Raw genomic sequence first — 21,308 nt, 5'->3', positions numbered from 1 at the left:
GCATTGGGCATGGGGCATGGTGAAGAGGACAAGGAGACAAGGAGAATTGGGGACAAGGGGAAAGACTTGTTGCAAGTTCTAACTTTTGTCACCTTGTCCTATGCCCTATGTCCCATGCCTCATGCCTCATGCCCTACTCAGCCACTTCTCACTGGGCTTCTGGGGCGCGTCCATTGAGTCTGGTAAGAACTTTCAAGCGATCGCGCAATTCGTCTGTTATCGCTCCTGGTTGATAGCGCCACTCCCAGTTACCCTCAGCAATACTGGGAAAATTCATCCGCGCTTCGTTTCCTAATCCCAAAATATCTTGCAAGGGAATAATCGCTTGGTTGGCTATGGAACTCAAAGCTAGGCGAATCAAATCCCAGTGAATGCCATCAGGGCTGATAGAACCTAAATAAAGCAACAAGTTTTGCTTTTCCTCGTACTCAGCTGTATTGAACCAGCCTATAGTTGTATCATTATCGTGAGTCCCGGTATAAACTACAGCATTGTGCCGATAATTGAATGGTAAAAATGGATTAGTGGAATCAGCACTAAAGGCAAATTGCAAAATTTTCATCCCCGGAAATTCATACTTGTCTCGCAGCGCTTCTACCCCCGGTGTAATTACTCCCAAATCTTCTGCTAAGACGGGTAGCTTGCCCAACTTTTGCCTAATCACTTCAAAAAAAGCATCTCCAGGCGCTTCCACCCATTTACCATTTATGGCAGTTTGTTCACCTTGCGGCACAGCCCAATAAGCCTCGAAGCCGCGGAAGTGGTCAATGCGAATTATATCTACATAATCCAGCATTGCCTCAAAGCGCTGTACCCACCACTTAAAATCTTGTTTTTGTAATTCCTCCCAGTTGTAAACCGGGTTGCCCCACAATTGACCGGTGGCGCTAAAGTAATCTGGTGGAACTCCTGCCATTAGGGCAGCAGCTCCTGTCTCTGGATCTAAGCAAAACAAGTTAGGATGCGCCCACACGTCGGCACTATCATGAGATACGTAGATGGGGATATCGCCAATAATGTTAATGCCGCGCATATTAGCGTAACTTTTAAGCTCTGACCACTGGCGGAAAAACTCAAATTGGACGAATTTGTAATAATAAATCTCTCCGTTGAGCCGATGCTGTACTTGCTCCAATGCTTGGGGGTCGCGCTTGACAAATTCTGGTTTCCATGAGTGCCAGTTTGCATTGTCGTTGGCATCTTTCAGCGCCATAAATAAGGCGTAATTATCTAGCCAATAAGCTTTACTGTCGCAAAAACCTGCAAACTCTTTTTGCTGAATGGGCGTAGCATTGGCTCTAAAGTTGTCACAGGCTTTTTTGAGTAGCCCAATCTTAATCGGCACAACCTGCTCGAAATCTACCTTTTCTACCGGGAATCCTGGTAAATTAGCAAAGTCTTCCTCAGATAGTAAACCTTCTTCTAAGAGCTTTTCTGGGCTAACTAACAGAGGATTTCCTGCCATTGCTGAGTAGCACATATACGGAGAATTGCCGTATCCAGTGGGCCCCAGTGGTAAAACTTGCCAATATTGTTGATGGCTTTCTTTAAGAAAATCAATGAAGCGATAGGCTTCTAAGCCTAAATCCCCAATGCCAAATCGACTGGGAAAGGAGGTAGGATGCAGCAAAATGCCACTGGATCTAGGAAAAGGCATAAGTAACCTGAATTATAAGAGGGAGCAATTGTCTGATGGAAACGCTAGGCGATCGCATCAAATTTATCACTGAACGGTATTTGCAGGGGAAATCAAGTAAACTCATTTTGTTTGTCATTTGTCCTCTCTTACAAAGTTCTGATGGGAGGAAACCTCCGCTCAGACTTTGCGCTTTGTCATTTGTCCTTTGGGAAGAACCAATACAACTTTTGGAGAGGCTGCACTTCGACTACCCTCAGTGACCACGCCAACGACTACACGGTAGTTGAATCTCGACTCACTTCGACGCCGCTCAGTGCAAGTCGCTCGATTACCGCGCAGTCGAAACTCAGTACAAGTGACTAATGACTAATGACCAATGACCAATGACTAATGACTAAATAACTATGACTTACCGAAATCCTACACCAACAGTTGATATCATCATTGAACTAGTAGATCGACCTCATCGGCCAATAGTGTTAATTGAAAGACATAATCTACCTTTAGGTTGGGCTATTCCTGGTGGTTTTGTAGATTATGGCGAAGCGGTGGAAGTGGCGGCGCGGCGAGAAGCTGAGGAAGAGACGGGTTTACAGGTGGAATTAGTTGAACAATTACTGGTATATTCTGACCCAAATCGCGATCCGCGTCAGCATACCATTAGCATTGTGTTTTTGGCGACAGCTAAGGGTGAACCAAAGGCTGGTGATGATGCTAAGGGTGTAGGCATTTTTGAGTATTGGTGTGTGCCTGGTAATTTATGTTTTGACCACGATCGCATTTTGCGTGATTATTGGCGATATCGGCATTATGGAATACGTCCGAGGTTGGGGTAAGAGGGACGAACCGCAGAGGCGCAGAGAGAAGAGGGGGGAGGAATACCTATGACACTAATCTTCAAGATGCTGACCTCACTGGTGCGATAATGCCAGATGGAGAAGTCTACAAACCGATCGCAGCTGAAGCAGAAATCGGTAAACAGGAAACATCGTTAGAGAAAGTTATATCTATGACCCGTAAAGTAATTAATACTGATAACGCACCCGCACCAGTCGGCCCTTATAATCAAGCGATCGCAGCTTCAGGTCAATTTATATTCATAGCTGGACAAATTGCCATCGATCCCCGCCTTGGTGATGTCGTCTACACTGATGATGTCAAAAAGCAAACTGAGCAGGTATTAGCTAATCTTGAAGCCATCCTCACAGAAGCCGGGGCGACTTTCCAGGATGTCGTGAAGACCACTGTATTTTTAGCTGATATGAACGATTTCGCGGCGGTGAATGCCGTTTATGCTAAATATTTCCCGGAAGATACAGCCCCAGCGCGGGCTTGTGTTCAGGTATCGCGCTTACCTAAAGACGTGTTGGTAGAGATTGATGCGATCGCTGTAATTAGCGGTTAGAGGAAATAGAACAATTGCTAAAGCTGATTTCACAGAAATAAATCATGAACATTGAACTCAAACCGGAACATGAGCAATTTATTTAAGCCCAAATTGCTAGCGGTAAATTTACGAATGCAGATGAAGTGCTTGATGTAGCATTTCAACTGCTAGAAAAATTAAATGCCGAGTATGTCCAATGGGTAGAAGAAACCCGGCAAAAAGTTGATGTAGCAATTGCTGAAATTGAACGAGGGGAAGTTTTGGATGGTGAAACTGTAGTGATGCAAATACTAGAAAAGTTTCAAAAGGCGCGTGAGGCTTAGTAATGAGTCGCTATGTCATTTCACTTAAAACTCTGTTAATTATCTCTCAACAAACGCGATCGCCTCTATAACTTTGGGAATACTGAAATTAAGTTCCCTATAGGAGTATTAAAAATGGCAGAAAATCGCATCAGTGCCAGCCTAGCCCCAGCAGATAAAGAAGCAGTCATGCAGGCGATCGCTACAATTAGAGAAAAGTTACCGTTTTTAGTAGATTTGACCCCTGAAGATCGGCGAACAATGCTGAAGATGGGAGATAAAAGTCGGGCTTTTGTCAGCAAAGCTTTGGAAGTGGCGACACAGAACCCTAATTTTTTACCCCGTTCTTTTGATTTGGAAGAGATGCGCCGGGACTTAGAAATATATGAAGACTTGTATCCGGTGCTGTTATCTTTGACACAACTGCAAGAATTGGTAGATGATACCTGTATAGCTGCTGCTAGTGAAGCATATGCCTCAGCATTAGCAGTTTATAGCTATGCCAAAGCTAGTGGTGATGTTACAGGTTTAGATGCAGTAATTGATGAGATGGGACGCAGGTTTAACCGCCGTTCTAAGAAAAAGCAACCCGAAGTCCCAGTTAGCTAAAGATTAAAACAGGTAATTATACCAATTGTAAACTTGCTAAAATACACATAATTTCTAGGGGCATAACAATGTTATGCCCTTTTTGCATTTTGTATCCAAAGATTCTTGAAACCCGCGCAGGTGGGTTTTGTCTGTATAGCCGCGATTAGAAATCGCCAGGGCATTTTTGAGCCTCAGAAGGTCAACATCGAGCCTCAGAAGGTCAACGTCGAGCCTCAAAAGGTCAACATTGAGCCTCAGAAGGTCAACATTGAGCCTCAGAAGGTCAACATTGAGCCTCAGAAGGTCAACATCGAGCCTCAGAAGGTCAACATTGAGCCTCAGAAGGTCAACATTGAGCCTCAAAAGGTCAACATTGAGCCTCAGAAGGTCAACATCGAGCCTCAGAAGGTCAACATTGAAATTAAATTAAGGTTATCTGCAAAAATTACCTAGAAAAAGTTTAGTAAATTCCACAATACAGCTTAAATATTTAGTAGTTATTCTGTAACTATTAACACCTCACAATTAAATTTTGTAATGAACACGCAAAATAAGTCTAAGAGTCTAGGAGATATTATAAAAGAACGCCAACAATTAGCTTTTGTGGGTCGTGAAGATCAAGTAAACCTATTTCGCCAAAATTTAGCATTACCCGAACAAGATGATCGCCGTCGTTTTCTGTTCAATGCCTGGGGTCAAGGTGGGGTTGGCAAAAGCACACTGTTACGACAGTTTCGCAAAATTGCTGATGAAGCAAAAATAATCTCAGCTTACATCGATGAAGCTGAAAAAAATGTCTTAGAAGTGATGGATCGTCTAGCTGAAGAGTTAGAACGGCAAGGTTACAAACTAACGCAGTTTACAGAACGCTACAAAGTTTACCGCCAAAAGCGCCAAGAATTAGAAAGCGATCCAGAAGCTCCTCAAGGTTTTTCGGCTTTTGTAGGCAAAACCGTCTTTAAAACTGGTATACATTTGGCGCGTCAAGTTCCAATTGGCAGTGTTGTATTTGATTTTGTAGATGAGGATGCTTTGGCTACTCAAGCTGGAAAATGGTCATCTTATGTTGCAAAGAAAATCACAAATAAAGACGAGGTGCGTTTAGTTCAAGAACCTGTAGAAGTGCTGACCCCGCTATTTTTGCAAGATATTTTTAAAATTACTAAGCAAACTGCTGTTGTTCTATTTTTTGATACTTACGAACGCACAGGAGAATTCTTAGATAACTGGCTACGAGAAATTTTAGAGGGTCGCCACGGTGAAGTGTCTCTCAATATATTAATAACGATCGCTGGCCGGCAAGAATTAGATAAAAATTATTGGGCACCTTACGAAGGTTTAATCGTTCGTTTTCCTCTAGAACCCTTTACAAAAGAAGAAGCCGAACAATATCTAAAACGGAAAGGTATTACCAACACTCACATTATTGAAATGATTTTGCGTCTTTCTGGAAACTTTCCCCTACTAGTGGGAATGCTAGCAGATGCTCATCCCAATGACACTAACCAAGTAGTTGAGCCTAGCAGCAGTGCTGTAGAACGCTTTTTAAAATGGATTGACGATCCGAAACGGCGACAAGTTGCTCTTGATGCTGCCATTCCTCGGTGCTTGAACCGAGATATCATAGCTAAGTTAAGAGGAGAACAAGAAGCTGATGCCCTATTTACTTGGCTAAAAGAAACATCCTTTGTCAACGAACGTACCGATGGCTGGGCTTATCATGATGTCGTCAAAACCCAAATGTTACGCCACAAACGCCTTTTATCACCGCAAGGTTGGGCTGACATACATGGTAAGTTGGCAGAATATTATGACAGTCTGCGGAATAATCTGCAATTGAAAGAAGAAAAGAAACAGCGCGATCCTAGTTGGCAAAGTCACACTTTAAATGTGTTGTACCACAATTTATGTCAGTCACCACAAAAGGGTTTATCTGTAGCTCTCAATGAATTTCTTGCCGCACTCAAAAATCAACCCGCTTTTGCTCAACGTTGGGCAGAAACAATGATACAGGCTGGCAAAGATGCAGATTCTGGAGAAGTTCAGCGTTGGGGTGAGCAACTAAATAATGGGTTAAAAGCTTACGATCAAAAGCTTTATCAAATTACTGTTGATATGTTTACGGCAGTCTTACAAGATTCTAGCATTCAGGAAAAATGGCAACCGATTGCTTTAGGTTGGCGAGGTGAAAGTTACCGTTTAATGAAGCGTTATACCGAAGCATTGCAAGACTTAGATCGCACTATAGAACTTGACCCCAATGACCAGTGGGCACTGGCACATCGAGGTAATATTTATCGTTATATAAAGCGTTATCCAGAAGGATTGCAAGACTTAGATCGCGCCATCGAACTTGACCCAAATGACCATTGGGCGCTAGCAGTTCGAGGTGACATTTATTGTTTAATAAAACGCTATGCCAAAGCACTAGAAAACTTAGACCGCGCCATAGAACTCGATCCAAATTACCAGTGGGCGCTGGCACATCGAGGTAATGTTTACCGTTTAATAAAGCGTTATGCAGAAGCACTCAAAGACTTAGACCGCGCTATAGAACTTGACCCTAATGAACAGTGGGCGCTGGCACATCGAGGTAATGTTTACCGGTTAATGAAGCGTTACGCAGAAGCATTCAAAGATTTAGACCGCGCTATAGAACTTGACCCCAATGAACACTGGGCGCTGGCACATCGAGGTAATGTTTACTTAATGCTTAAGCAGTACAATAAGGCTCTTACAGATTTTAATCACTCTATTGACTTAGAATCTCATAATGATTGGTATCTATATAATCGCGCTTTAGCCTACCAAGCCCTTAACCAAGTAGACAAAGCACGAACTGATCTTGCTCTTGCTATCAAGCTTGCTAAACAGCATTACGAAAAAGATCCTCAAAATTGGCGTAATACTTTTAACTTAGCCCTTTACTATTTAGCCGCTCAATATACTCAACCAGCAGAGCAGTTACATCGCTATGCTTTGTCAAAAGGTGCTTCCTCAGAATCTATTTGTGAAGCTATCCAAACCCTCAATGACTTTTTAACTGTTTTCCCTGACCATGTACAGGGTATATTCATCCGACAATTGTTGCAGTCTTCTCTAACTCAGGTCATGTAATTTCCAGCCTACAAATCTTCTTCACCGAGCAGTATTGCCCCAGGTTTTTAATTAAGCCGTGATAATTTTTAGTGTTGAATTATTCTTATGTTTGCCGAAGTATTCGACAGACAAGCACACGCTGACATGATGACTAATTTTTTTTCTTTACAAATAATTTTTGGGTGTATGTGGCAACATTCAATACCTAATGTTTGTAGATATTCGATAGTGTCTATCAGTTGATTCGTTAATAAAGAGTAAACTCTCGGCTTAGGAATCAATGCTTTAAGAAAAAGTAACTCGAAGTCCCAGTTAGCTAAAGCTTCAAATAGGCAATTATACCAGTTGTCAATTGAGTAAAATACACATTATTTCTAGGGGCATAACAACATTGTTATACCGTTTTTACATTTTGTATCCAAAAATTCTTGAAACCCGCGCAGGTGGTCACTGAGCTTGCCGAAGTGCGGGTTTTGTCTGTATAGCCGCGATTTCTAATCGCCAAGGCATTTTTGAGCCTCAGAAGGTCAACGTCGAGCCTCAGAAGGTCAACATCGAGCCTCAGAAGGTCAACATCGAGCCTCAGAAGGTCAACATCGAGCCTCGGAAGGTCAACATCGAGCCTCGGAAGGTCAACATCGAGCCTCGGAAGGTCAACATTGAGCCTCAGAAGGTCAACATCGAGCCTCAGAAGGTCAACGTCGAGCCTCGGAAGGTCAACGCATAAAAATTACCTCAAAAAAGTTGGGAAAATTCCGAAATACATTTTTTATATTTAGTAGTTCTGTTTATAAACATTAACGCCTCAAAATTAAATTTTGTTATGAATACCCAAGACAAGCCCAAGAGTTTACAAGATATTGTAAAGCAACGTCAACAATCAAATTTTGTCGGTCGTGAAGACCAAATAAACCGATTTCGCCAAAATTTAGCATTACCAGTAGAAGACAATCGCCATTGTTTTCTGTTTAACGTTTCTGGTCAAGGCGGAGTTGGTAAAACTACCTTGCTGCGGCAGTTTCGGAAAATTGCTGACGAAGCAAAAATGATTTCGGCTTATATCGATGAAGCTGAAAAAACTATACCAGAAGTCATGGGTCGTATCGCTGAGGAGTTAGAACAGCAAGGTTACAAATTAACGCAGTTTAGCGATCGCTACAAAGTTTACTGCCAAAAGTGCCAAGAATTAGAAACAGATCCAGATGCTCCTCAAGGTTTTTCTGCTTTTGTCGGGAAAACTATGGTAAAAACTGGTGTGCATCTGGCGCGTCAAGTTCCCGTTGGCGGTGCTGTATTTGACTTTGTAGATGAGGATGCTTTGGCTACCCAAGCCGGCGAATGGGCGTCTTATGTTGCAAAGAAAATCACAAATAAAGATGAGGTACATTTAGTTAAAGAACCTAAAGAAGTTCTGACCCCGCTATTTTTGCAAGATATTTCTAAAATTGCTGATAAAACTCCTGTTGTTCTGTTTTTTGATACCTCAGAACGTACCGGAGAATTCCTAGAGAACTGGCTACGGGAAATTTTTGAGAACCAGCACGGTAAAGTATCTGCCAATATATTAATGATCGTTGCCAGTCGGCAAGAATTAGATAAAAATGACTGGGCATCCTACGAAGAATTAATAGCTCGTTTGCCTCTAGAACCGTTTACAGAAGAAGAAGCCAAACAATATCTAACTCATAAAGGCATTACAGACAGTCGCATTGTTGAAGTGATTTTAAACGTTTCTGGAAACTTACCCCTGCTAATGGAAATGTTAGCAGACGCTCATCCCAATCACCCCAACCAAATAATTGAGCCTAGCAACAGTGCTGTAAAAAACTTTTTAAAATGGATTGACGATCCCAAACGGCGACAAGTGGTGCTTGATGCTGCCATTCCTCGGTGCTTGAACCGGGATGTTATAGCCAAGTTAAGAACAGAAGAAGAAGCTGATGAGCTATTTACTTGGTTGAAAGAAACATCTTTTATCAACGAACGTAGCAACGGCTGGGTTTATCATGATGTCGTCAAAACCCAAATGTTATGCCACAAACGCCTTTCATCACCGCAAGGTTGGGCTGACATACATGGTAAGTTGGCTCAATATTATGACAGCCTGCGGAACGATTTGCAATTGGAGGAAGATAACAAACAGCGCGATCCTAGCTGGCAAAGTCACACATTAAATGTTTTGTACCATAAATTATGTCAATCACCGCAAAGGAATTTACTTATAGCTCTGAATGAATTTCTTGCTCTCCTCAAAAATCAACCCACTTTTGCCCAACAATATGCAAAAACAATGTTTCAGGCTGGTAAAGATGGGGATTCTGCTGAAGTTCAGTATTGGGGTAAGCAATTAGCAAATTGGTTAAAAGCTTATGAGGAAAAACGTTATGAAGATGCTGTGTATAATCGTGCTTTAGTATACTTAGCTCTTAACCAACCACATAAAGCACGAGCTTGTCTAGTGCCTGCTATCAAGCTTGCTACAAAGCATTACAAAAAAAATGTTAAAGACTGGCGTAATGCCTTTAATTTAGCCCTTTACTGTTTGGCTGCTCAATACACTCAACAAGCAAACCACTTGTATCGCTATGCCTTATCAAAGGGTGCTTCCTCAGAATCTATTGGTGAAGCTATCCAAGACCTAAATGACTTTTTAATTGTCTTCCCTGACCATCTGCAAGCTACATCCATGCGACAGTTGTTGCTATTTTGTCTAACTAAGTCATGTAATTTGCAACCTACTCTCCAGAAAACCCACAAGTCCCAACAAGAAACTGCTAATCAATTTCCTCTCTCATAATGCAAGTCCACTCAAATGGACTTGCGCTATGAGCCTGAGATTTTAACCTATGGTACAGAAACGGGTAAGCGCAATATCTCAGCAAGTTGCATTCGGGAAACTGGCAGCTGAACGCAATTATAGCAAAGTGCTGAGTGCTGAGTGCTGAGTGCTGAGTAAGAACCCGGTCGTTTCAAGCCTTTGAGCAATCAACACTGTCCTAACCTATGTGACTACGGCTGTACATAAAAATATTAAGCGAATTTTACTTTCTTATGAGAAAGTGTTGCGATCGCTCAATGTAATTCTGTATTTAAATGAGACACTACGCATAGCTTGCTTCACTGTAAGATACACAATCCAAAATCTAAAATTCAAAATGATATCAGCCAGCTAAAAACGGGATTTGTCTAAATCCACTCAAATCCCTGTGAGGCTAAAAATTTTTTACCTGATTCCAAAATATCGTTGCCTAAAATCAGCTTGACTTTTGGCGAACTAACATACAAACGAAAACGCTTTATAAATAGTTGATTAGCAGGTTCAATTTTCCTAATGGCACTCCAGGGAATTAACAACGGCGTAAGCCCAAAGCAAAATAAGGGGAAAATGCTCAGATAAATCTCTTGAGGAATTATACCAACATTTAAAGTTGCTTTATAGTACACTAAACCCACAGAACCGCTTTGCATTCGGGAGAAGTTTTGTGGCGGCGCTTCTTGGGTGCGGCAGAGTTTAGCGAGGCGATTCCAGTCATGACGGAAGAGAAAAATCATGACTATCGTGCTAAGTGAGAAAAAAACGATGTATATCCACTGAAGGTTATGTGGCATTTACTTTTAATTCATTGATGATTGACGCTCCAACTGTAAGCGATGTCCAACAACAAGCCTCAGTGCATCTACGTACTCATCAATCAATCACATTTCCTTGAATCTTTCCAAATTATCGAAGCATTGCGGTTAAAAATTGCTGAATTTAAACCCCATTCATTCAAAAAACTGGCCTTAATTAAAGCCAGTTTTTTGATTTTATTGCTAACTTTTAGCAAAGCTTACGGCCGAACATTAACGGAACACACTTGAGAAGATATTATTAAACTTTCTCATTAAAATGTCAACATTTCACTATTTATTTCTGCAAAATTTACCATTTAGGTATTGCCGCTTCTCTTAAATTTTCTGGCTGTGCTGACAAGTTTTTGTCGCCAAAATGCTGATTCATCAAGGCTGGAACCTGTGCAGCTTGAATTCGGCTATGGCGCGTTTTATCTGGCATTACTAAATTCGGGCCAGCTTTACAGTTCTTCATACAACCAGTGCCCTTAATTGTAACTTGGTCTTCTAAACCGCGATCGCTTAAAGCCGCCTCCAACGCCTGACAAACTGCTTTACCACCGCGTTTCATACAATCAGACTTTTGACACACCAAAATCGTGGCCTTAGCCTTAACTGGCTTTACTTTGACATTATCAATAGATGGGGGTTCTTGTGGTGCTGCGATCGTTTGAATTGTCGCTATTTCAGAACGCGCCGCCATCACACGTTCAGCTTTCAGTGTAACTTTGTCTTTTTTTATATCGTATTCTTTATAACCAACAACTTGTAGCCAAGTACCTACTGGTAGCCGCAAGTCAAAAGCAGCTCGTAAGTGTTTAGCGAGTTTAACGTAGCATTCACCATCATGAGTACTTAGCAGTAAACCTTTCAGCTTATAGCCGTCTTTAATAACAAAATCTATAAATCTGCCCTCAAGGCAAAATTCTGAGACTTCCATATTGTGAGATGCACCCATTTTTTAACCTCCTTTTAGTTAAGACAAGCTGTTAAGCAAGATATTCTCAGCAGCAGCTAAAAATTAGAACTGTTGATAGCGACTTTTCCAGCAACACTCAAGAGTCCAAATCTGCTCTTGACGAGAGGCTGTAAATCGCCGTACTACACTCCAAAGTTGAACAGCCGCAGTCGGATTGCTAATTTCAACTTTTAATGGCTGGTTAGCCGCACAACTACAGGGAATGTCTAACTCCTCTAAGCGTTGATAGACTTGCCAGCGGTCTACCCAATTCACCTCTACAAGGTGGTTTATTTCTATTTCTGAACTATACGATTTCAAGAGAATTGCCCTCAAAGTGCAACAAACTTGTAGTAACTACCGCCATTTAACTTCCTGCTTTTTGAAAATCTTAGTAGTCTAGCTTCTTAAAACCAGCATACCTTAAGTGCAAACAATTCTCATTAATTTTCGAAAAAAAATAAAATTGTTGCAATCTCTCATGAGAAAGATTAAAGGGATGACGAGGAGTATCAGGGCAAGGAGGCATTTACTGCTCCATCTCCCTTCACTCTCTTCGGGATGTATGCATACTTAACTTTTCATGTCAATAGTAATGAGAAATATACACAACTTGATGAGCGTGCCATAATCCAGCAAACAATAAAGTTAAGGCTTTTAGTAAACAAAAATACAAAATCTTGTGATGGCAAATTGGCTTGCTCTTATTGTGAAAATGTTAATATGTAAAGAATAAGCAGTTAAAATCTATAATTGCTAAATAACGAGGAGAACAATGTCTGAAACGCAAACTTTGTTACGGAATTTTGGTCATGTATATGACAATCCTGTGCTGCTGGATCACAGTGTAACCGCTCCAGTTACAGAAGGATTTAACGTTGTATTAGCTAGTTTCCAGGCACTGTACTTGCAGTACCAAAAGCATCATTTTGTAGTTGAAGGCTCAGAATTTTACTCTCTGCATGAGTTTTTTAACGAAAGCTACAACCAAGTACAAGACCACGTTCATGAAATTGGAGAACGTTTGGATGGACTGGGTGGTGTGCCAGTAGCTACCTTCAGCAAATTAGCAGAATTAACCTGTTTTGAGCAAGAATCTGAAGGTGTATATTCCTCTCGCCAAATGGTGGAAAATGACCTAGCTGCCGAACAAGCAATCATTGGCGTAATTCGTCGTCAAGCTGCTCAGGCAGAGAGTTTAGGCGATCGGGGCACACGCTATCTGTACGAAAAGATTTTGTTGAAAACTGAGGAACGTGCGTATCATTTATCTCACTTCCTCGCCAAAGACAGCTTAACTTTAGGGTTTGTCCAAGCAGCTCAAAGCTAAAATTCTCATAATCTAGATTTGTCTACCTAGACTGAAAGAAAAAGTTGGCAGCACCAACTATTAAAATAATATAAAAAATGGCAGAGAATGGTATCCCTATTTCTCTGCCATTTTTAATCTAAGTAAACATATTTATATAATATTTAACGTTGAAAATATTTAGCAATTAGCTAGTTAAGATAAATTTTATCCAAGTAATCTATTTGTACATAAATAAGCAGACAGATAAATACCAAAATAAATCATCATTTATCGCAAGGTTCATAGATTAAATAATAAAGATTCGCAAAAGCTTTAGAAATTTGAGCATCATAATTAAATAAAATTAAAAATACAAAATAATCATTGGGTATTGGTTCTTAATTATTCTCCTTTGCTCCCCTGCCTCTCTGCCTCTCTGCTCCCCTCCTGTCATCAAACTTAGAAAACTTAATAATAAAAAGCACCAGAGGGGGTAAAGACCCTTAAAATGATCAGGATTTCCATTCTCGTATTCCAAGGCAACGACTATGCCCCGCCGTGACGACCTCCAGAAGATTCTACTGTTAGGTTCCGGTCCAATTGTGATCGGACAAGCCTGTGAGTTTGACTACTCTGGCACTCAAGCCTGCAAAGCGCTGCGAGAAGAAGGCTATGAAGTGGTTTTGGTCAACTCCAACCCTGCAACGATTATGACCGACCCGGAAACGGCCGATCGCACTTACATTGAGCCGTTGACACCAGAATTGGTCGAAAAAGTCATTGAGAAAGAACGCCCTGATGCTCTCCTACCAACGATGGGAGGACAAACCGCCCTCAACATCGCCGTTTCTTTAGCCAAAAATGGAGTGTTGGAAAAGTACAGCGTTGAGTTAATCGGCGCTAAACTCCCAGCGATCGAAAAAGCCGAAGATCGAAAACTTTTTGGTGAAGCAATGGCAAGAATTGGGGTAGCTGTATGTCCCAGTGGCACAGCCGAATCTTTAGAAGAAGCCAAAGCTGTTGCCCGCCAAATTGGTACTTATCCCCTAATTATTCGTCCAGCTTTCACAATGGGTGGAAGTGGTGGCGGTATCGCTTACAACCAAGAAGAATTTGAAGAAATGGCACAGGTAGGTATAGATGCCAGCCCCGTTTCGCAAATTCTCATTGACCAGTCTTTACTTGGCTGGAAAGAATATGAACTCGAAGTGATGCGTGACTTAGCAGATAACGTGGTGATTATCTGCTCCATCGAAAACCTTGACCCTATGGGCATCCACACCGGAGACTCAATTACCGTCGCTCCTGCGCAAACCCTCACTGATAAAGAATATCAAAGGCTGCGGGATATGGCAATTAAAATCATCCGCGAGATCGGTGTGGAAACTGGTGGTTCTAATATCCAGTTTGCAGTCAATCCGCTTAATGGGGATGTGGTTGTAATTGAGATGAACCCCCGCGTTTCCCGTAGTTCGGCTTTATCTTCTAAAGCCACTGGTTTCCCCATCGCCAAAATGGCCGCAAAATTGGCTGTGGGCTACACCTTGGATGAAATTAAAAATGACATCACCAAGAAAACTCCGGCGTCCTTTGAGCCAACAATTGACTATGTGGTGACAAAAATTCCTCGCTTCGCCTTTGAAAAGTTCCCTGGTTCTGACGCAGTGCTGACAACTCAAATGAAATCAGTTGGGGAAGCAATGGCAATTGGGCGCACATTCAACGAATCCTTCCAAAAGGCACTGCGATCGCTCGAAACCGGACGCGCTGGTTGGGGTTGCGACAAAGCCGAAAAATTACCCAGTGGTGAACAAATCCGCGCCCAGCTACGGACACCTAACCCCGATCGCATTTTCTCAGTGCGTCATGCCTTGCAACTAGGCATTAGTGCTGAGGAAATCTACGAACTGACTGGTATTGACCCGTGGTTTCTAGATAAATTTCAGCAACTGTTAGATATCGAGAAATTCCTGAAGCGGACACCTTTGCAGCAATTGACAAAAGAGCAACTTTATGAGGTGAAGCGAGACGGATATAGCGATCGCCAGATTGCTTATGCCACCAAAACCACCGAAGATGAAGTTCGCGCTTACCGCAAGTCACTAGGGATTATCCCAGTTTACAAAACTGTAGATACCTGCGCCGCTGAGTTTGAAGCATTTACTCCGTACTATTATTCTAGCTACGAAGAAGAAACAGAGGTAATGCCCGCAACCAAGCCAAAAGTATTGATTTTGGGTGGTGGCCCCAACCGCATTGGACAGGGAATTGAGTTTGATTATTGTTGTTGTCACGCCGCATACGCCTTGAAGGATGCAGGCTATGAGACGATTATGGTCAACTCCAACCCAGAAACGGTTTCGACAGATTACGATACCAGCGATCGCCTTTACTTTGAGCCTTTAACAAAAGAAGATGTTCTAAACATCATTGAAACTGAAAATCCAGTTGGGGTAATTATCCAGTTTGGCGGACAAACCCCGCTAAAGTTGGCTATCCCACTCCAGCAGTTTCTCAGCACTCAGGACTCAGGACTCAGCACTCAAATTTGGGGTACATCGCCAGATTCCATCGACATGGCAGAAAACCGGGAGCGGTTTGAAAAGATTCTCCAACAGTTGAATATTGCCCAACCACCTAATGGGATCGCGCGGAGTTACGAAGATGCGCTGATTGTTGCTAAACGTATTGGCTATCCGGTGGTGGTACGTCCCAGCTATGTGTTGGGGGGACGGGCGATGGAAATCGTTTATTCCGATGCTGAGTTGGAACGCTACATGACCTTTGCGGTACTAGTGGAACCAGAACATCCGATTTTGATTGATAAGTTTTTGGAAAACGCGATTGAAGTCGATGTCGATGCGATCGCCGACCATACAGGACGAGTGGTGATTGGTGGCATCATGGAACACATCGAGCAGGCTGGGATTCACTCAGGAGATTCCGCTTGTTCTTTACCTTCCATTTCCTTATCACCAGCAGTTCTCAATCAAATTCGCACTTGGACGGTGCAGCTAGCACAAGCGCTGTCAGTTGTGGGATTGATGAATATTCAGTTTGCCGTTGTCGGTGCAAGCAGCTATTCTCCCCAAGTTTACATTCTAGAAGCTAATCCCCGCGCTTCCCGCACAGTACCCTTTGTATCTAAAGCAACGGGTGTGCAGTTGGCAAAACTAGCATCCTTAATTATGTCGGGTAAAACTTTAGAGGAGCTACATTTCACCGAAGAAGTCATCCCAACTCACATTGCTGTAAAAGAAGCTGTATTACCCTTTAATAAATTCCCAGGAACTGATACAATATTGGGCCCAGAAATGAGATCCACTGGTGAGGTGATGGGGATTGACAGCGACTTTGGCCGTGCCTTTGCCAAAGCGGAAATGGGTGCTGGGGAGCGTTTACCACTAAGTGGAACTGTATTTGTATCAATGAGCGATCGCGATAAAGCTGCTGCAAGTGGTGTGGTGAAGGAATTTATCGATTTGGGCTTTACAGTGATGGCTACCCTTGGTACACGCCGAGTTCTTCTGGAACAGGGGCTAAAAATTGAATTAGTCTTAAAACTCCATGAAGGTCGTCCCCACGTCCTAGATGCGATCAAAAACCAGAAAATCCAACTGATTATCAACACACCTTCAGGGGAAGAAGCTCAGACTGATGCTAGGTTAATCCGCCGCACAGCCTTAGCTTACAAAATTCCCATCATTACTACCATCGCCGGTGCAAAAGCTACCGTCGCCGCCATCCGTTCCTTACAAAATACGACTTTGGACGTAAAAACCATTCAACAGTACTGCCCGATCGCTAGGGTGTAGGGAAGCAGGGGAGCAGGGGAGCAGGGGAGCAAGGGAGACAAAGGGAATAACTACACCCAATGCCCCATGCCCCATGCCCAATTCCCAGAAAAAATTAAACAATTGTTAGAAGAGAATGAATATAGTTCTCATTGAGATACTTTAACAAATATGAGGAAAATTATTTGAACCAGATAATTTCTTAAATTGACTTTTAGTCAGCCTTAAGATAGAGGGCAACGTTACATGAACTGGAAAAACCAGGAAATTTCATGTCACCATCTAGCCAAAATATTCTCATAAATGTTACAATTGTTAATAGGACTTTCATAAAAAATGTTTAAAAAGCAACCTTTTATCTAACTGTAGATACTTGTGAAAAGTAGGAAATAACTGTAGTTTTAGCAGTTAAGAAGCCTAAATTTGATTATTATGAGCAGCCGAGTTTCTCAGGCGCGTAAGTTGCAAACCATAGCACGGGTTCCCAGTCTGACTGGGTAGCACCGTAATAAATAAAGAAAGCATCTATCCCTTAATGACCCTACCGCCAACCCCATCATTACCAAAGAGTAGCGCCATGAAGACCGCTCAGACAGCCACAGACCTCGTGCGGACTTACCTGCGTGAGATTGGCCGTGTGCCACTATTAACCCACGAGGAAGAGATTTTCTATGGTAAACAGGTGCAACGTTCCTGCGTTTTGCACGAATCAAGAGAAGCTCTTGCCACCCAGCTAGATCGTCAACCGACTCTAGAAGAGTGGGCCAAAGTAACAAACCTGGAACCAGCAGAGTTGAACGAAGCGATCGCAGATGGTGAAATTGCCAAACGCAAGATGGTAGAAGCTAATTTGCGGCTGGTAGTCTCCGTTGCTAAAAAATACATCAAGCGCAACGTCGATTTACTGGACTTGATCCAAGAAGGTAGTATTGGTATGCAACGGGGCGTAGAAAAGTTTGACCCCACCAAAGGGTACAGATTTTCTACTTATGCCTATTGGTGGATACGGCAAGCTATCACTCGTGCTATAGCTGAAAAAGCTCGTACCATTCGGTTGCCGATCCATATCACCGAAAAATTAAATAAGATTAAAAAGGCACAGCGTCAATTGTCTCAAAAATTGGGACGCGCTCCGACGGCTGGGGAGCTAGCTCAAGAATTAGAATTGACCCCCAAACAAGTACGAGAGTATTTAGAAAAGGCGCGTTTGCCCCTTTCTTTGGATTTGAGGCTGGGTGATAACTACGATACCGAACTTGGAGAAATGCTGGAAGATCCAGGAGCATCTCCCGAAGAGTTTGTCATGCAATCTTCCCTATCTTATGACTTGGATCGCTTGATGGGCGATCTCACGCCACAACAGAGGGAAGTAATCACACTGCGCTTTGGCTTAACTGATGGGCAAGCTCTGACTCTGGCTAGAATTGGTGAAATATTGAACATCAGTCGAGAACGAGTCCGACAAATTGAACGGGAAGCCTTAAGCAAACTTCGCAAGTCTAAAGCCAATATGGATGAATATTTGGCAAGTTAGAAGTTAGGAGTGATGAGTTTTTAATTAACTCCCCACTCCTAACCTATTTATTGGGGTGAGAAAATACCCTGACTTTGGTACGGTTACACCTACTTCCACTCTTAGGGTAGGCTGTTACATTAGTTGACAGGAAGACAAAATAACTAAGTCAAATCCAAAACAGACATTTAATATTCAAATCACAAGCACCGCAGCTAATAGTGGTAGTTAAGGAGCTAAAAAATGAGTAACCCATCTAATCGTGTCTCAGAATTTTTTAATAGCGAAGCAGAAACTAACGATTTACTCTGGCAGTACGTTAAATCCTTGAGTCCAGAGACAGTTACCCAGCTATCCAAACCCACATCTGCCGAAGTGTTTCAGGTGATGGAACGGAATATTACAGGACTATTAGGTAATCTACCTTCAGAACACTTTGGTGTTACTGTAACCACAAATCGCGAAAATCTAGGTAGGCTTCTTGCTTCTGCTATGATTAGTGGTTATTTCTTGCGTAACGCTGAACAGAGAATGAATTTTGAGATGACCTTACAAGGATCTGAAACCAACAACAGCGAAATTGATTAGAAATGTAAAATTTGGGAAATTCAATCAATAGTGTTGAACTGATAGCTAGTCATAGTTACGGCGATACGAATTGAAAATAAGTCTCTGCAAAATCTTTGCCGCTAATTCCCGATTATACATCAGCTAAGTTTTTTAAAATATCCAAAATAGTGACGAATTCAGGTTTAAATTTTAACGCAGATGAAGGCGGAGTCTTTGATTTCGCTTCTCTGCGAACTCCTGTAATTTTGTGATTAATTCAATTTATCTGATGTCAGGTGTCAGGCTAGTTAGTTATAACTCCCGAATCTATGCAGAAAGCATAAAAATCCTTTTCCTCTAAACCTTTTTGCAGTCTGAATAATTAAGTCTTTAAGCAGACACGATATTGAGGCTTATTTATAAATGATGAATGCACATTTGTGGATAACCGTACAGTGATAAATGACCTTTGCAATAAATCTAAACTCGGCAGAGTTACAACTAGTCTGCCGAGTTTTGTTATTAGTCAAGAGTCAAAATTCAAGAATTCTTTGCCTACTCCTTACTCCCTACTCCCCATTCAACTATGAGTGAAACCAGTTCTTTCCCACCCCATAAAATCATTGGTGTTGCAGTAATCTGGAATGACCAAAAGCAAATTTTAATTGACCGCCGTCGTCCAGAAGGAGCAATGGGTGGTTTGTGGGAATTTCCTGGTGGTAAAATAGAGCCTGGTGAAACCATCCAAGAATGTATTCAACGGGAAATTTCCGAAGAACTGGGAATAGTGATTGAAGTGGGAAAGCATCTGATTACTATTGACCACAGTTATACAAACTTGCGCGTTACCCTCACAGTACATCATTGCCGCCATCTTACAGGTGTCCCCCAACCTTTAGAATCCGATGAAATTCGCTGGGTAAGTTTGGAAGAATTGGAGCATTTTACTTTTCCGAAAGCAAATACTCAAATTATTGCTGCACTAAAAGGAAGTGGGGGCTAGGAAAGAAGCAGAGGGAGAAGAGAAGGGGTGCAGAGGAGCAGAGGAGCAGAGGAGAATAGTTAATAACCAATGCCCAATACAACTCTTGGAGAGGCTGCGCCAACGGCTTCTCTACAAGACGCTACGCGTTAGCGGAGCTTTCGCTTTAGCGATAGGCTCAGTATAAGTGCACAATGACAAATGACAAATGACCAATGACTAATCCCGTAACAATCTATTAATTGCATCAGGTTGAGTCCCGCAATTTTCTACAATAAGCGCAGGGACTTTGATTTAAGGTGTCAGCAAATAAATGCCTAAAACCGTTGCCGATGTAATGAGCCGCGATCCGATTGTTGTCCGGGAGGAAACTCCACTGAAGGAAGCTATCCAAATTCTCGCAGAACGCCATATCAGCGGACTACCTGTTGTGGATGATCTCGGTAAATTGGTAGGCATTATCTCGGAAACTGATTTGATGTGGCAAGAAACTGGTGTTACTCCACCTGCATACATTATGTTTCTTGATAGTGTTATCTATTTAAAAAATCCTGCTACGTATGACCGTGATTTGCACAAAGCTCTAGGGCAAACTGTCGGGGAAGTGATGAGTAAAAACCCGATCGCTATTTACCCTGATAAAACTTTAAGAGAAGCAGCTACAATCATGCACGATCGCAGCGTTCACCGCTTGCCAGTACTTGAGAGTACAGGTCAAGTAATTGGTATTCTCACTCGTGGTGATATTATTCGGGCTATGGCTGCTAGTCAAGATTAGTCAAAAATAGAGACGCGATTAATCGCGTCTGTACAAAAGTCAAAAGTAGAGACGCGATTAATCGCGTCTGTCTTTTTTATACATTTGAAAATCAAGGATAACTAAATGAGTATTACTCCGGAGTCTGTTAAGCAATTGCTCAGTTCTGAGGATTTAGGCGATCGCTTACGTGCTGTAAATCAAATCCGCGAATTGGAACCTGCGGTTGGCTTTGAATTAATTCAAAGTGCTATTGGCGATCGCAATTCCCGTGTCCGTTACTCAGCAGTGAGTCAAATGGATACACTCGGAACGCAAGATTTACAATTATCCTTGGATATCTTGCGCGATCGCTTGCTTCATGACTCCGAAGTAGATGTACAAGCAGCAGCAGCAGACTGTTTGGGCGCTCTGAAGTTACGTGAAGCTTTTGAAGATTTACAGCAGCTTTATCATACAACCGGTGAATGGCTAATACAATTCAGTATTATTGCTACATTAGGAGAGTTGGGCGATCCGCGAGCCTTTGAACTACTCAAAGAGGCACTCTCATCAGAAAACGAATTAGTCCAAACTGCTGCTATTAGTTCTTTGGGTGACTTGGGAGATGTACAAGCAGTTCCTCTGTTGGCTCCCTATGCTACCAATCCAGATTGGCAAATTCGTTACAGACTTGTACAAGCCTTGGCTCGTTTGAGTAATCCAGAAGCCAAATCTATATTAGAAACTTTGGCTAATGATGAAGTAGATGCGATCGCAAACGAAGCCAAACAATCTTTGCAGTCAGTTTAAGTCTATCTAAGGTTAAAAAAATTCACCTTTAATATAGATTTG

General features: G+C 42.2%; 17 protein-coding genes and 1 pseudogene. 14 read left to right on the top strand and 4 right to left on the bottom strand.

What is annotated here, in order from left to right:
- Positions 1–148: 148 nt before the first annotated feature.
- Positions 149–1,657, bottom strand: a complete 1,509-nt coding sequence (malQ, locus tag RMY27_RS03965) for a 4-alpha-glucanotransferase (RefSeq protein ID WP_322660621.1) — start codon at positions 1,655–1,657, stop codon at positions 149–151.
- A gap of 386 nt (positions 1,658–2,043) precedes the next feature.
- Between malQ and RMY27_RS03960 the strand changes: the two genes are divergently transcribed.
- The 7 genes and pseudogenes from RMY27_RS03960 to RMY27_RS03930 all read left to right on the top strand — a co-directional run bounded on the left by RMY27_RS03960 (position 2,044) and on the right by RMY27_RS03930 (position 9,815).
- A complete protein-coding gene (locus RMY27_RS03960; RefSeq protein ID WP_322660619.1) occupies positions 2,044–2,475 on the top strand; it encodes an NUDIX hydrolase in 432 nt (143 codons plus the stop codon).
- Between the two features lie 62 nt (positions 2,476–2,537).
- Positions 2,538–3,044 (top strand): annotated as a pseudogene (locus tag RMY27_RS03955) (RidA family protein); the annotation flags it as partial.
- Positions 3,045–3,169: 125 nt separating this feature from the next.
- Positions 3,170–3,349, top strand: coding sequence for a hypothetical protein (locus RMY27_RS03950; RefSeq protein ID WP_322660617.1), 180 nt, complete (start codon positions 3,170–3,172; stop codon positions 3,347–3,349).
- Between the two features lie 114 nt (positions 3,350–3,463).
- The gene (locus tag RMY27_RS03945; RefSeq protein ID WP_322660615.1) at positions 3,464–3,937 is read left to right on the top strand and encodes a hypothetical protein; all 474 of its coding nucleotides are present in this window, start codon (positions 3,464–3,466) and stop codon (positions 3,935–3,937) included.
- A gap of 105 nt (positions 3,938–4,042) precedes the next feature.
- Positions 4,043–4,372 carry a hypothetical protein gene (locus RMY27_RS03940; RefSeq protein WP_322660613.1) on the top strand — a complete coding sequence of 110 codons (330 nt, stop codon included), beginning with the start codon at positions 4,043–4,045 and terminating at the stop codon, positions 4,370–4,372.
- 84 nt (positions 4,373–4,456) lie between these two features.
- A complete protein-coding gene (locus RMY27_RS03935) occupies positions 4,457–7,036 on the top strand; it encodes a tetratricopeptide repeat protein (RefSeq protein ID WP_322660611.1) in 2,580 nt (859 codons plus the stop codon).
- A gap of 805 nt (positions 7,037–7,841) precedes the next feature.
- Positions 7,842–9,815 (top strand): ATP-binding protein, encoded by a 1,974-nt coding sequence (locus RMY27_RS03930; RefSeq protein WP_322660609.1) that lies wholly within the window; start codon positions 7,842–7,844, stop codon positions 9,813–9,815.
- 389 nt (positions 9,816–10,204) lie between these two features.
- On the opposite strand, the gene RMY27_RS03925 is transcribed toward RMY27_RS03930, so the two are convergent.
- From RMY27_RS03925 to RMY27_RS03915, 3 genes are all read right to left on the bottom strand, one after another.
- The gene (locus tag RMY27_RS03925; protein ID WP_322660607.1) at positions 10,205–10,570 is read right to left on the bottom strand and encodes a hypothetical protein; all 366 of its coding nucleotides are present in this window, start codon (positions 10,568–10,570) and stop codon (positions 10,205–10,207) included.
- A gap of 370 nt (positions 10,571–10,940) precedes the next feature.
- Positions 10,941–11,588 (bottom strand): (2Fe-2S) ferredoxin domain-containing protein, encoded by a 648-nt coding sequence (locus RMY27_RS03920; protein ID WP_322660605.1) that lies wholly within the window; start codon positions 11,586–11,588, stop codon positions 10,941–10,943.
- A 63-nt stretch (positions 11,589–11,651) separates the two neighbouring features.
- On the bottom strand, positions 11,652–11,909 hold the full coding sequence (locus RMY27_RS03915; RefSeq protein ID WP_322660603.1) for an Asr1405/Asl0597 family protein: 258 nt from the start codon (positions 11,907–11,909) through the stop codon (positions 11,652–11,654).
- A gap of 454 nt (positions 11,910–12,363) precedes the next feature.
- On the opposite strand from RMY27_RS03915, the gene RMY27_RS03910 reads away from it, so the two are divergent.
- The 7 genes from RMY27_RS03910 (at position 12,364) to nblB (ending at position 21,266) form a co-directional block, all read left to right on the top strand.
- Positions 12,364–12,918: a Dps family protein gene (locus RMY27_RS03910; protein WP_194044835.1), complete on the top strand. Its 555-nt coding sequence runs from the start codon at positions 12,364–12,366 to the stop codon at positions 12,916–12,918.
- Between the two features lie 509 nt (positions 12,919–13,427).
- Positions 13,428–16,694, top strand: coding sequence for a carbamoyl-phosphate synthase large subunit (carB, locus tag RMY27_RS03905; protein WP_322660601.1), 3,267 nt, complete (start codon positions 13,428–13,430; stop codon positions 16,692–16,694).
- Positions 16,695–17,250: 556 nt separating this feature from the next.
- Positions 17,251–18,207: an RNA polymerase sigma factor, RpoD/SigA family gene (locus RMY27_RS03900; RefSeq protein ID WP_322660599.1), complete on the top strand. Its 957-nt coding sequence runs from the start codon at positions 17,251–17,253 to the stop codon at positions 18,205–18,207.
- Between the two features lie 222 nt (positions 18,208–18,429).
- Entirely contained in the window at positions 18,430–18,774 is a 345-nt protein-coding gene (locus RMY27_RS03895) for a DUF760 domain-containing protein (RefSeq protein ID WP_322660597.1), read from the top strand.
- A gap of 547 nt (positions 18,775–19,321) precedes the next feature.
- The gene (mutT, locus tag RMY27_RS03890) at positions 19,322–19,738 is read left to right on the top strand and encodes an 8-oxo-dGTP diphosphatase MutT (protein ID WP_322660595.1); all 417 of its coding nucleotides are present in this window, start codon (positions 19,322–19,324) and stop codon (positions 19,736–19,738) included.
- Between the two features lie 292 nt (positions 19,739–20,030).
- Positions 20,031–20,495 carry a CBS domain-containing protein gene (locus tag RMY27_RS03885; protein WP_322660593.1) on the top strand — a complete coding sequence of 155 codons (465 nt, stop codon included), beginning with the start codon at positions 20,031–20,033 and terminating at the stop codon, positions 20,493–20,495.
- Positions 20,496–20,600: 105 nt separating this feature from the next.
- A complete protein-coding gene (gene nblB / locus RMY27_RS03880; RefSeq protein ID WP_322660591.1) occupies positions 20,601–21,266 on the top strand; it encodes a phycobilisome degradation protein NblB in 666 nt (221 codons plus the stop codon).
- Positions 21,267–21,308: the final 42 nt, after the last annotated feature.

Origin of the sequence: Nostoc sp. DedQUE09, from assembly GCF_034530915.1 — a bacterium.
GTDB lineage: Bacteria > Cyanobacteriota > Cyanobacteriia > Cyanobacteriales > Nostocaceae > Nostoc.
This window is presented reverse-complemented; position numbering and strand designations above follow the sequence as displayed.

Bases quoted from the DNA above. Each gene is read 5' to 3' on its own strand.
- RMY27_RS03910 (WP_194044835.1), top strand. From the start codon at position 12,364: ATGTCTGAAACGCAAACTTTGTTACGGAATTTTGGTCATGTATATGAC.
- RMY27_RS03885 (WP_322660593.1), top strand. From the start codon at position 20,031: ATGCCTAAAACCGTTGCCGATGTAATGAGCCGCGATCCGATTGTTGTC.
- RMY27_RS03960 (WP_322660619.1), top strand. From the start codon at position 2,044: ATGACTTACCGAAATCCTACACCAACAGTTGATATCATCATTGAACTA.
- RMY27_RS03925 (WP_322660607.1), bottom strand. From the start codon at position 10,570: ATGATTTTTCTCTTCCGTCATGACTGGAATCGCCTCGCTAAACTCTGC.
- mutT (WP_322660595.1), top strand. From the start codon at position 19,322: ATGAGTGAAACCAGTTCTTTCCCACCCCATAAAATCATTGGTGTTGCA.
- RMY27_RS03935 (WP_322660611.1), top strand. From the start codon at position 4,457: ATGAACACGCAAAATAAGTCTAAGAGTCTAGGAGATATTATAAAAGAA.
- malQ (WP_322660621.1), bottom strand. From the start codon at position 1,657: ATGCCTTTTCCTAGATCCAGTGGCATTTTGCTGCATCCTACCTCCTTT.
- nblB (WP_322660591.1), top strand. From the start codon at position 20,601: ATGAGTATTACTCCGGAGTCTGTTAAGCAATTGCTCAGTTCTGAGGAT.
- RMY27_RS03900 (WP_322660599.1), top strand. From the start codon at position 17,251: ATGAAGACCGCTCAGACAGCCACAGACCTCGTGCGGACTTACCTGCGT.
- RMY27_RS03895 (WP_322660597.1), top strand. From the start codon at position 18,430: ATGAGTAACCCATCTAATCGTGTCTCAGAATTTTTTAATAGCGAAGCA.
- RMY27_RS03945 (WP_322660615.1), top strand. From the start codon at position 3,464: ATGGCAGAAAATCGCATCAGTGCCAGCCTAGCCCCAGCAGATAAAGAA.
- carB (WP_322660601.1), top strand. From the start codon at position 13,428: ATGCCCCGCCGTGACGACCTCCAGAAGATTCTACTGTTAGGTTCCGGT.
- RMY27_RS03930 (WP_322660609.1), top strand. From the start codon at position 7,842: ATGAATACCCAAGACAAGCCCAAGAGTTTACAAGATATTGTAAAGCAA.
- RMY27_RS03920 (WP_322660605.1), bottom strand. From the start codon at position 11,588: ATGGGTGCATCTCACAATATGGAAGTCTCAGAATTTTGCCTTGAGGGC.